This is a genomic window from Paenibacillus mesophilus, from assembly GCF_005938385.1.
GTDB classification, from domain to species: Bacteria; Bacillota; Bacilli; order Paenibacillales; family NBRC-103111; genus Paenibacillus_AB; species Paenibacillus_AB mesophilus.
On sequence record NZ_VCRA01000007.1, the window covers coordinates 154,251 to 166,582 of the forward strand.

9 protein-coding genes and 1 riboswitch are annotated in these 12,332 nt (G+C 56.1%); of the genes, 7 read left to right on the forward strand and 2 right to left on the reverse strand.

Annotated elements, in window-relative coordinates:
* Window positions 1–150 precede the first annotated feature (150 nt).
* From FE783_RS15155 to FE783_RS15185, 7 genes are all read left to right on the forward strand, one after another.
* Window positions 151–4,353: a glycerophosphodiester phosphodiesterase family protein gene (locus FE783_RS15155; RefSeq protein ID WP_138880224.1), complete on the forward strand. Its 4,203-nt coding sequence runs from the start codon at window positions 151–153 to the stop codon at window positions 4,351–4,353.
* A gap of 208 nt (window positions 4,354–4,561) precedes the next feature.
* Window positions 4,562–5,386, forward strand: a complete 825-nt coding sequence (locus FE783_RS15160; protein WP_238403092.1) for an HAD-IIA family hydrolase — start codon at window positions 4,562–4,564, stop codon at window positions 5,384–5,386.
* Window positions 5,387–5,536: 150 nt separating this feature from the next.
* Complete coding sequence (locus FE783_RS15165; protein ID WP_138880225.1) at window positions 5,537–6,871, forward strand: ABC transporter substrate-binding protein; 1,335 nt, start codon at window positions 5,537–5,539, stop codon at window positions 6,869–6,871.
* Between the two features lie 115 nt (window positions 6,872–6,986).
* On the forward strand, window positions 6,987–7,871 hold the full coding sequence (locus tag FE783_RS15170; RefSeq protein ID WP_420799745.1) for a carbohydrate ABC transporter permease: 885 nt from the start codon (window positions 6,987–6,989) through the stop codon (window positions 7,869–7,871).
* 45 nt (window positions 7,872–7,916) lie between these two features.
* Window positions 7,917–8,729 carry a carbohydrate ABC transporter permease gene (locus FE783_RS15175; RefSeq protein WP_138880227.1) on the forward strand — a complete coding sequence of 271 codons (813 nt, stop codon included), beginning with the start codon at window positions 7,917–7,919 and terminating at the stop codon, window positions 8,727–8,729.
* A 20-nt stretch (window positions 8,730–8,749) separates the two neighbouring features.
* Window positions 8,750–9,601, forward strand: coding sequence for a sugar phosphate isomerase/epimerase family protein (locus tag FE783_RS15180; protein WP_238403093.1), 852 nt, complete (start codon window positions 8,750–8,752; stop codon window positions 9,599–9,601).
* Window positions 9,602–9,640: 39 nt separating this feature from the next.
* Window positions 9,641–9,789, forward strand: a riboswitch (cyclic di-AMP (ydaO/yuaA leader).
* A 263-nt stretch (window positions 9,790–10,052) separates the two neighbouring features.
* A complete protein-coding gene (locus FE783_RS15185) occupies window positions 10,053–11,249 on the forward strand; it encodes a KamA family radical SAM protein (protein ID WP_138880228.1) in 1,197 nt (398 codons plus the stop codon).
* Between the two features lie 133 nt (window positions 11,250–11,382).
* Here the strand turns inward: FE783_RS15185 and FE783_RS15190 are convergent, their stop codons facing one another.
* Entirely contained in the window at window positions 11,383–11,604 is a 222-nt protein-coding gene (locus tag FE783_RS15190) for a helix-hairpin-helix domain-containing protein (RefSeq protein WP_202916199.1), read from the reverse strand.
* Window positions 11,605–11,658: 54 nt separating this feature from the next.
* The gene (locus tag FE783_RS15195) at window positions 11,659–11,886 is read right to left on the reverse strand and encodes a hypothetical protein (RefSeq protein WP_138880230.1); all 228 of its coding nucleotides are present in this window, start codon (window positions 11,884–11,886) and stop codon (window positions 11,659–11,661) included.
* Window positions 11,887–12,332 lie beyond the last annotated feature (446 nt).

Genomic DNA, 12,332 nt, shown 5'->3' on the forward strand with positions numbered 1-12,332 from the left:
AGGGTACGAGACGAGGAGAATACCCTTTTATGTGTCGATAACGGAAGAGCCTATGGACGGCGCGCCGCTGCCTTTATCGATGCGTAGAAGGGTTTTTTGCCGTTCTTTGCCGCTTGACCGGCCCATCGACGAAAGGAAGGATGATTCGTGATGAGAAAACCTTCTAAACTGGTATCCTTGGTCGTAAGCGCCACGATTGTATGCGGACTGCTGCCTCTTCATCCCTTCTCCCCGCAAGCAACCGCTGCGGAAGCGGGCCGCAAATCGCTCGAGGTCAGAAAAACACTGAACGCGCCAATCATCGACGGCACGCTGGACGATTCCGTCTGGAACATCGACCAGCCGCTGAGCGCGCAAATCGGAGAAGGCCCCTTCCAAGCTTCCAAGTTCGGACTGCTGTGGGACAACCAGTACTTATACGTAGGCATCAAAGCCGAGGACAGCACTCCGGCGGCGGGCAAGCCGGGCTACTGGTTCGATCAGGACAACATCAACCTGTTCTTCGACCCTACGCTTCACCGGTCGGCTCCATTTGCAAATGACGACATGCAGGCCGGCTTCGTCTACCAGGAAAATTCGGCCACGCCGGAGTTCCATTTCGGTGCGGCTCTCGCCAATCATGCCGGCAAGGACGAGAAAAACATATTGCGGGCGATCCGCAAAACGGATACGGGCTGGATGCTCGAAGCGGCCATCCCTTGGGACATGCTGGGCATGAGTCCCGTATCCCGCAAAACGCTCGGATTCGAGATCGGGGCGACCGACCGCTACGGCGAGGAGGCCTCCCAGCAGCGTTCCTCTTTCTGGAGCGCCTACCAGACGGCCTCGTTCTGGAACGATACTAGCGGGTACGGCACTCTCATGCTAAGCGACAACAACCCGGTATCCGGACCGGTGAACAACGTGCTTCTGGAAGAAAGCTTTGAAACCGTCGCGATCGGCTCGCTGCCATTCGGCTGGATATCGGACGTCAATGCGGGCAGCAATCCGTTCACTGTCGTACGCGATACATACGGCAACGCGAGAGTCGCGTTCGACGGCAAAGCGTCCGGCAAGCAAGCCCGGCTCACGGCCCCTGTCCAGTGGGACAACTACACGATCGAAGCGGACGTGCGCTTCGAGAGCGTGCTCGATTCCGGCAGATGGGCGTCGCTAATGTTCCGCGGAGCGGCCAATGGTAAAAACCCTTACAACCAGATGGCGATCCGGCAAAGAGGCACCTATGAGGTCGCCTACCGGAAACCGGACAATAACTGGTCCGTCATGGCCAGCGGAGAATGGAAGCCGCTCGCTTTGAACGGCGACTATACGATGAAGGTTCGGGTGTTCGGCAGCAATGTGAAAGAATATATCAAAGCGAAGAATGACCCGGCTTATACGCTTCTGCTAGATAAGAGCTTCGCGACCGATTTGCTCGCACGCGGAAAAGTAGGCTTCCAGGCCGATCAAAGTAAAGTTTCGTTCGACAACCTGAAGGTGACGCGCATTACGGCAGACCGGCTCGACGTGAACGTTCCGCAGACGATGGAAGCGTTGACCGGACCGCTCGGCGTAACGGGCAGCGTCTACTTCTCGGACGGCATTACGGAGCAGCTGGCGGCGGATCGGATCAAGGTGTACTCCTCCGACGAGAGCATCGTGAAAGTGATCAACAACCAGCTGTATCCGATCAAACCGGGCAGCGCGACGATCAAGACGGTTTTCGCGAATGCGGAAGCATCCCGCAACGTCATTGTGACTCCGTCGGCGACCGGAGCCAAAGTGCTGAAGCTCGCGCATGACGAAGGATACGTGCTCGCCGAGACGGGGACCGCGATCGATTTGAACTCCATTACGTTCCGGACGGAGCGGAGCGACTTCACATCGGGCACGATCCGGGGCGACCAGTTGACATGGAGTACCGACAGCGGAGTCGTTACGATCGCAAGCGGCAAAATCACCGTTCAGCAGAAAGGCGTGCACACGCTGACTGCCAAAATAGACAATGCCTCCGTCAATATACTCGTCGTGGCGAAAAACCCCGGCGATACCGAATATGTGCTATACGAGGAAAACTTCGACACCGTGAGCGAAGGCTCGCTCCCGCAAGGCTGGACGCGGAAAGAAGGCGCGACCGCAAGCGCCGCCGCGGTACGGTCGGGCGCGTTCGAGATCAATGCGAGCGCCGCGCCGGACAATCCGTCCCGCGTGCTGCTGCCGGACTATTTGGGTCTGTTCGGAGACTACAAGATCGAGGCCGACATTACCCATCTGTCCGCCAACGACAATGCAAGATGGCACTCCCTCATGTACCGGATCCAGAACAACGATTATCCGTATTACCAGATGGCCGTGCGCAAAGACGCAACCGCCGCCAACGGGGTGGAATTCGCGGAGAGAACGCCCGCGAACGGCTGGAATGTTATCGACAAGGGCTCCTACACCGAAGCGATCGATTCGTCCAAGCTTTATCATTATACGGTCAAAGCCCGCGGCAATCGCGTGCAGGAATGGATCGGCGACAAGCTCGTCGTCGACACGGACGCAGCCGGCGCTTACCTCAAAGGCCGGATCGGCCTGCAGGCCAACGGCAGCAAGATGAAGGTAGACAACTTACGAGTTACGCTTCAACAGGAAGCATTGCCGCCGATGCCGGCAGACCGTTTCGCGAATGTGTTTGAGCCTGAGACGAAAATCGCCATGGGACCTACCGTTGTGAGCGAGTTGACCGGACAAGACTCGCTTGCCGCACTGAGCGGACCGGCAACACCCGCTACCGTCATCCTGAATGTCAACGATGATCTGAAAGTGACCGATCCTGATGGCAGTATCGTCATTTCAGACGTTGAAACGGTACTCGGAGCGATCGAAGGACGAATCATCCCCGCCCTCTATGTAAGAACAGAGCAAGCGGCGGACCGGGTTGTCCAGCTCCTCCAATCGAAAGGAATCGAGGATGCGTTCATCGTCTCCAACAACGGGGAGCTGATAAAGCGCGCGAGAGCGGCTTATCCGATGCTCCGCGGGGTGCTCGACTTCCGCAAGCAGCCGGTCACGAAGGACAATCTGCTCGAGATTCGTCGGCAAACGACGCTCAGCACGGCCAAAATCGCCATTTTGCCCGAATCGGCGGCTACAAGGGAAAACGTATCTTACCTGCAGCAAAGAACGATCGTCGTCTGGGCCGGCAAAAAAGCCGGTGCCGCACCTTCCGGCGTCGCGCTGCACAAGCTGATTACTTCGGGGACGAACGGCATCGTTACCGATTCGCCCGCGGCCGCCTTCGAAGCGCTCAAAACGTATAACCATGCGACTACGCTCATCCGCAAGCCGTTTATTATCGGACACCGCGGAATGCCCTCTACGTCGCCCGAGAATACGATCGAGAGCAATCTGCTCGCCTACGAGAGCGGAGCGGACTTCATCGAGAACGACATGTACGTTACGAAAGACGATCATCTCGTCATCATCCACGACTCGGTGCTGCAGAACACGACGAACGGCACCGGCAACGTCGAGGATTTCACGCTCGCGGAAATCAAGCGATTGAATGCGAACAAGCCTTATCCGAACGGCTTCCCGGATGTGAAAGTACCGACGATGGACGAACAGCTCGACCTTGCCCGGGACAAAGGCATTATGGTTTACGGCGAAATCAAGACGGGCACCCCGCGGGCCGTCGACGTGCTCGTGAAGCTGATCAAAGAAAAGCAAGCCGAAGATCTCGTGAACATCATGTCGTTCTCCGCCGATCAGCTGAAGCGCTTCGCCGCGCAAATGCCGGAAATTCCGCTCGGACTTCTAGTCGGCAGTCCCGGTACCGATACGGACAAGAACGTCAATAAATCGCTGCGGGATACGCTGCGCACGACCCAGAACCAGAACGTCACGTATAACGCCGGCTATTACAATATGGGACAGCGCTTCATGGAAGCTTCCAAGCACCGCGGCATCGTCGTCTCGCCGTGGACGATCAACAACAAGGCCGATTTTACGACCTTCTTCCTGCGTGGCGCGTTTGGCATTACGACCGATTACGCCTACTACTCGGCGGATTGGAACGCTTCGCTAGCTGCGGACAAAGACGAGTATCTTTTAGCCAAAGGCGAAAGCTTGACGCTCTCGGCAATCGCCGAATCGTTCAAACGCGACAAAACGGCGGTAACCCCGGATATCGTATGGCTGGACGGTCAGGATCTGTTCGAGACGAACGGAAACGTGATCAAGGCCCAATCGTCCGGAACGGCCCATGTACTGCTCCGATATACATCCGTGATCGACGACGCCAACCGGTACGATCTCTATACCGAGCCCGTTACGATCAAGGTAACCGGCAACGGCAATGGCAATATCGGTAAAGGAAACACCAAGTAATCGCGGCTATGCCGAAGCGTCTTAACAATATCTTTATCCCGCGTTTATACTGCCCTAACAATCGGGCGGTAAGCTGAATTCGTAGAACAAACAATCGAATATAAAGGGTCGAGACGAGGAGAAAGCCCTTTTATGCACCGGATGGAAGCAGCCTTTCGTTTATTTCGAAACGGCCGCCTCCCCCCGGTGGATAAAGGGTTTTTTCGTTTTGCGTCAACAGAAAGGAGCTGCCAGCAACTTGCCGGATGTGGCCGATTATGATGGTTATTTTTTCGACTTGGACGGAACCGTATTTCTCGGGGACCGGCTGCTTCCCGGCGTTAAGGAAACGATCGCGCTAATTAGGGAGAAACGGAAAAAAGTACTGTTTTTGAGCAACACGACGATACGGACAAGGCGGCAATGCCTGGCCCGTCTGCACGAACTCGGCTTGGATGCCCGGCTCGACGAAATCGTTACGGCCGCTTACGTCGCAGCGGTGTATATGCGCGAGCGGAGCCCAGAGCCGACTGTACTTATCGTCGGTGAGCCCGCTGTCGCGGCCGAGCTTGAAGAACAAGACGTACCCATGACGAACCGGCCGGAAGAAGCGACTCATGTACTCGTAGGTATGGACATGCAGTTCGATTACGTCAAGCTTCATACGGCCATGAAAGCTATACGCGGCGGCGCGCAGCTAATAGCGGCCAACCCGGACCCGAACTGCCCGATCGAAGGCGACGTCATCCCGGACACGTGGTCGATGGTGCAAGCGATTGGCGCGGCCAGCGGCACGGAACCCGCGGCGGTCGTCGGCAAGCCTTCCGGATATTATGCAGCGAAGGTGCTGGACTTGACAGGGCTTCCCGCCGAGCGGTGCCTGATGATCGGCGACCGTCTCGAGACGGATATTTTGTTCGGCTCGCTCAACGGGCTGCGTACGGCGCTTGTCCTGACCGGTATATCGACGGAACGTGATGCCGACCGCTCACCGGTACGTCCGGATTACATTTGGCGGACGATGGAACGGTTCGTCGAGCTGGTCCGGGCCTGAACCGGTACTTTACGCAATCCTTACATTCCCGTAATCGCCGCTTTACATGAACCCGCTACAGTATAGGGGAAGGCGACGGGAGCACAAACATCGCAATATCCGCCCGCACAAGCGCGGTGTGAAAAATCCAAATTTAAGGGAGAGAATGGCATGCGTTCCTTCGCATCGAAAATGATTTGCACCTCGCTTTGCCTCATGATGATGGCGGCTTGCGCCAAACCGGCCGCCAATGCACCCGCCGCTTCAGGGACGGGTTCCAAGGCGGAGACTTCCGCCAAATCCGACGAAAAAGTCGAGCTGACCTTCTATTACCCGATCGCCGTAGGCGGACCTTTGACCGAGACGATCGAAGGCATGGCCAAGGAATTTACAAAGCTCCATCCGAACATTACCGTCAAGCCGGTATACACGGGCAGCTATGCGGATACGACGGTCAAAACCCAAGCGGGCGTACAGAGCAAAACTCCTCCGGATGTAGCGGTGCTGCTCTCGACCGAGCTGTTCAGCCTGCTGGATATGAACGCGATTATCCCGCTTGACGAGTTCGTCGCCAAGGAAGGCGGAGACAAGTATTTGTCCGACTTCTACCCGGCTTTCATGGCCAACTCACAGACCGGCGGCAAAACGTACAGCATTCCGTTCCAACGCAGCACGATCGTGCTCTATTACAACAAGCAAATGTTCAAAGCGGCCGGACTCGATCCGGACAAATCGCCGCAAACATGGACGGAGCTGCGCGACCATGCGAAGAAGCTGACCAAGGACGGCACTTGGGGGCTGGAAATCCCCGTATCCGGCTTCTCCTACTGGATGCTGCAAACGTTCGCCCTGCAAAACGGCAAAAACTTGATGACCCAGGACGGCAAAAAAGTGATGTTCGATACGCCGGAAAATGTCGAAGGGCTGCAATATTGGTCCGATCTGGCGATGAAGGATAAAGTGATGCCGCAAGGCGTCACCGAATGGGGAACCGTTCCCTCCGACTTCCTGGAAGGAAAGACGGCGATGATGTATCATACGACCGGCAACTTGTCCAACGTCAAGAAAAACGCCAAGTTCGATTTCGGCGTCGGCTTCCTGCCGAAGAACAAAAGCTTCGGCAGCCCGACCGGCGGCGGCAACTTTTATATTTTCAAAGACATCGACAAGAAAAAGCAGGAAGCGGCTTGGCAGTTCGTCAAATTCATGACCGAAACCGAACGCGCCGCGCAATGGAGCATCGACACCGGCTACGTGGCAGTCAAGAAGTCGGCCTATGAAACCGAGCGGATGAAAAAATACGCCGCGGAATTCCCTCAGGCGCTTGTCGCCCGCGACCAGCTGCAATACGCCGCAGCCGAGCTGTCCACCCACAACAACGGGAAAGTGACGAAAGCGATCAGCGACCAGGTTCAGGCTGTACTGACAGGCGGCACGACTCCGGCCGAAGCGCTCAAGAAAGCGCAGGAAGAAGCGGATAAGGCGCTCGCGCCTTTCAACAAGTAGGTCAAGCTTGCAAGTCCGGGGAGACCGCTGCGGCATTGAGTACGGCCGAACGCGCAGCAGCGGGACTCCCCTTCTATTCCCACTTCACGTTAGCATAGGAGGTCCCCTTTTGGGCATCAAATCGGTTTCACGCTGGAAAACGGGCGCCTTCGCCTGGCTGCTGCTACTGCCCTCCCTGCTGTTCCTGTTCCTGTTTACGTTTTATCCGATCGCCAAGACGATCCGGCTCAGCTTCTATCAAGCGGACTTGGCTTCGCCGGAGCCCGTCTTCATCGGACTCGGCAATTACTCCGGCTTATTCGCGGACGAAGTGTTTGTCAAAGTCATGTCCAACAACCTGCTATTTGCTCTCGGCACCGTACCGACTTCGATGGCGCTGGCTCTGTTGATGGCCGTTTTCGCCAATAAGGCGATGCGCGGGACGGGTTTGATGCGGACGGCGTTTTTTTACCCGACAATGATCCCGATGATTGCGGTAGCCAACATATGGCTGTTTATATACACGCCGAAGTACGGGTTGCTAAGCAGGGCGATGACCGCTCTCGGCATGGGCGAGATCAACTGGCTCGGCTCCCCGGATTATGTCATGTGGGCGATGATCGCGATGATGATCTGGAAGGAAGCCGGCTATTTCATGATTTTCTATTTGGCCGGGCTGCAGAACATATCGCCCGATCTGTACGAATCGGCGCAAGTGGACGGCGTCAGCCGGTGGACGGTGTTCCGCAAAATTACGTTTCCCCTGCTTATGCCGACTACGCTGTTCGTATCGATCGTCGCCCTGACGAATTCGTTCAAGCTGGTCGATCACCTGCTCGTCATGACGAAGGGCGGACCGAACAATTCGAGCAACCTGCTCCTGTACTATATTTACGAAACGGCCTTCGGCTTCTGGGATCAAGGGGTCGCCTCCGCGCTGACGGTAGTGATGATCGCGGTGTTGCTGCTGTTCGCGGCGCTCAACTTCTTAGGTCTGGACAAGAAGATCCATTACAATTGACCGGACGGCACCTGAAGAAAGCAACGACGAAAGGAAATCGATCTTATGCGGTTAAAAAAGTTGAACATCGGCCGATGGCCGTTTCTGGCGCTTGCCGCACTATGGCTTATCCCGCTGCTGTGGGTCGTGGTTACGGCGTTCCGCCCGAGGCAGGTCGCGCTGTCGCCTTCGTTTTCGCTCGATTTTACACTGGATAATTTCGCGGCCGTATGGGCGGCTGCGCCGTTCGCGCAATATTACGTCAATACGGTGCTGATCGTCGTCGGCGTATTCGCCGTCCAGATGGTTACCGCTACGATGGCGGCGTTCGCGTTCGCCCGCGTGGAGTTCAGCGGCAAAACTATACTGTTCCTGCTGTTTCTCGTCCAGATCATGATTCCGCCCGACGTGCTCATCTTCCCGAACTACAACGTGCTTAAGGAGCTGTCGCTGCTCGACACGAAGCTCGGCATCATGATGCCCTATTTCGCATCCGCATTCGGTATTTTCCTGCTGCGGCAGATGTTCAAGACGATTCCGCCGGAGCTTGACGAAGCGGCCCGAGTGGAGGGATACTCGAAGTGGCAAATTTTATGGAAGATCTATTTCCCACTTGCCCGTCCGTCCTATATCGCCTTCGGCCTCGTATCGGTGAGCTATCATTGGAACAACTTCCTGTGGCCGCTCATCGTTACCAATTCCGTGGAGAATCGGCCGCTGACGGTAGGTCTCGCCATTTTTGCGCAGTCGTTCGAGATCGGCGCCCAGTGGACCGAGGTGAGCGCGGCGACGCTGCTCGTCATTACGCCGCTCATGGCCGCGTTTCTGCTGTTTCAGCGGCAGTTCATGAACAGCTTCATCCATTCGGGGATCAAATAATAATACGGGAGGAAACGATTGTGGAGACTTACGGCCATTATGCGGTATCGACCTACGCCTATTTGAGCTTGACTTTGGAGGAGGCGGTGCGGAAAATCGCCGGCGAAGGCTGGAAGGCGATCGAGATTATGTGCGAAGGACCGCACGGCGAACTGCTCGATTGGCCCGCCGAGCGTCTTGCCGAGCTGAAGCGGTTCGGGAGCGAACACGGGATCGCCTGGACGCTTCACGCCCCGATAACCGGCTGCAATCCGGCAACCCGCTACAGCGAGCCGCTCCGCGCCTCCTTGGACCTGCTCGTCCGGACGATTCGCGTCGCCGAAGCGCTCGAATGCGCGCATATCGTCGTCCATCCCGGGGAAGCGGACGGTGATGAGGCTACGGCGCATGAATCGTCGTCGCCGGCCGGCGGGCTAGCGGCGGATGACGAAGGGGCCGCACTGCGAGTCGCAGCCTTTTTGCGGGAAGCGCTGCATGCCGCCGAAGCTCCTGCTGTCTCGATCGCATTGGAAAACGTACCGCCTTATCCGGGGCTGCTGGGCACCGATGCGGCTTTTCTCGGCCGCGTGCTGCAATTGGCGGATTCGCCGCGGATCGGCATCGTCTTCGACGTCGGCCACGCTCATTTGACCGGGGCGGGACAATGTTTATCCTCCCTCCGCAGCGTCTTGTTCGATATTGTCAGCATCCACTTGAGCGACAACGGCGGGAAGCATGACGACCATCAAAGGCTGGGCGCCGGCACCGTACCGCTCGAGGAAACGGTCGAGCTGTTGAAGAAGGCCGGCTATTCGGGCAGCTGGGTCATCGAAATGCGCGACGCCGCAGACGTACAGCCGTCGGCCGAATGGCTCCGTCAACGCGGTATTTGAGGAAAATCTTTACTTGACTTCTAAGGCGTCATCACATACAATTTCAGTACGCTTAATTTCCGATAGCGCTTATCGGAAAGCGGGGGAACCACTTTTCAGGGGCGAATCGAAACGATCCTCGGATCATCGTAGGGAACCATCTTTCCCGAGTCCGTCAGCTAACCTCGTCAGCAGCAGATGGGTCATTTGGTATTTAATCGCGATTATGACCCGTAACAGGGTCTTTTTGTGCTTTTTTAAGGCCCTGGCAGCAGAGCGGAGCAATGTGCCACTCTGTCGCTTGCGGGCTATTTTTATTTGCCTGAATTCCTTAAATTTCAATATAAAGAAATATTTACAATTCAACGATTGGGGGCCTGGGCGCTTTACCCTCTGAACCTATCGAAGCTGCTGCGGCGGCCGCGATTCGGGGGATCACATAGATCAAACCTAGGAAATGGGAGGAATACGCATGGCACAGCCGAAGTACATTACGGACATTGGGAAAATTACGGCAATACCGGAGACGGAAAGGAAACGGCTCAAACAAATTACGGAGAAATTCGTATTTCGCGTCAACGACTATTACTTGAACTTGATCGATTGGGACGATCCCGAGGATCCGATCCGGAAGCTGGTCATTCCGAATGAAGGCGAGCTCGCGGAATACGGGCGCTGGGATGCTTCGGACGAAGATACGAACTATGTCGTGCCGGGCTGCCAGCACAAATACCGGACGACCGCCCTGCTGATCGTCTCGGAGGTTTGCGGAGCATATTGTCGTTACTGCTTCCGCAAGCGTCTGTTCCGCAACGACGTGAAGGAAGCGATGTCCGACGTCGATCCCGGCCTGGACTATATCGCCAAGCATCCGGAAATCAACAACGTGCTGCTGACGGGCGGTGACAGCCTTATACTGGCCACCCCCAAGCTGCGCTCGATCTTCGAGCGGCTGCGGGATATGGAGCATGTCAAAATCATCCGGCTCGGCTCGAAGCTGCCGGTGTTTAATCCGATGCGGATCTACGAGGATAAGGATCTGTTGGAGACGATCCGCGAGTTCTCGAATGCGGACCGGCGCATCTACGTCATGGCTCACATTAACCACCCGCGAGAGATAACGGCCGAAGCGAAACGCGGATTCGAGGCTCTGCACGAGGCCGGCGCCATCGTCGTCAACCAGACGCCGGTGCTGAAAGGCATCAACGACGATCCCGCCGTCCTGGGCGAGCTGCTGGACCGGCTGTCGTGGGCGGGCGTGACGCCGTATTACTTCTTCATTAACCGCCCCGTGGCCGGCAACCGCGACTTCGTGCTGACGCTTGCGGAAGCGTATCGGATCGTGGAGGAAGCGAAGGCGCGAACGTCCGGACTCGGCAAACGCATACGGCTGTCGATGAGCCATACGTCCGGCAAAATCGAAATATTGGCCGTCGAGGACGGAAAAGCTTATTTGAAATATCACCAATCCCGCGACGGGCAGTATGGCAAGTTCATGGTTCTGGACTGCCCGAAGGACGCCTCCTGGTTCGACGACTTGCCCGGCAACGAGCAATATTGGTCCCGCCCGGAGAAGAAGACGAACGAAGTCGTGTCGGTCAACGAGCTCCCCGATATGCCCCGCCAGCGGATACGGACGTCGTCCAGCGGCCGATCCGTCAGCAGCTGATTCAAGGTTCCCGGCCAAATTCGCCTCGACAGGCGAATGCCAGGGGCGGCGATATTGCCGCTCCTTCGCCCGTTGGCCGGCAAGTCCAACATCAAAGACCACTCCGCCGCTCTGTAAAGCGCCTCCCCCTCGCTCAGGATTTGTCAGCGAACGATAGTCCCTTATCGGCAAGGGCTTGACGGATTATCCCCAACGCTTTGGGTCCCATGCCGTGCAGCTTCAAAATCTCGGCCTCGCTGATCGTCGTGAACTGCTCGAGCCGCGAGTATCCGGCCCCGGAGAGTGCTCGTTGCGCGGGTTTGCTTATCCCTGTCGGAAGATCGCTTTCCGGTTTAGGTTCATTGATGTTTGTCAACGCTGCTCCTCCTTTCTCTTGAATGTTTCTCTCTATTATAGCAGGTAACGAATATCATGATTTCTTGTCGATTGCTCTTCTTTTTAAGTCATGCACCGGGAAAGCAGCGAGATTGCGGACCGGAATTAACACTTGCATCATTTCCATGTCGTTGTCCCGGTATCGCTCCATATGAGGTCCCATCGGTTCAATGCCGTATTTCTTATAAAAGTGAATAAGCTGAAAACAATAAAGCTCGTCGTTGGAATCACATTCCAGTACGACAAATAATTTAGCCTGCAAACCGCCCGTCCGGGCGGAGAAACTTCCGAATCCCCATCATCCATCACATTCACATCAAAATCAGTCACTAAGCTGCGCAATTCCTCGTTCCTGGGCAGGTCAGACCCTACACTTGACCGGGCTCGACCCACTTAATGGAATACCTACAGTTCATGTAACAAGAATTGAGCAAATAACGAGCCATAACGGGAAAACCTACAGCTAATCTCGTCATTATCGGGCCTATCAAGCAAATTCGATAAAAAATACTGTAGGTTTTCCAGTTCACTACCCATGTTTTCCAGTTACGGGAGCGGGAAAGGTTCAAATGAGCCGGACCACGGCTCGGTACACCTATGCACGTTCGAAGGGCACTGTTTACTCTTTAGTACGGTAAAGAGCTTAAACAATCTGTCCTGCAAAAAAAAGAAAGGGCCGCGGCCCTTTCCCCTACTGTACGGATCATC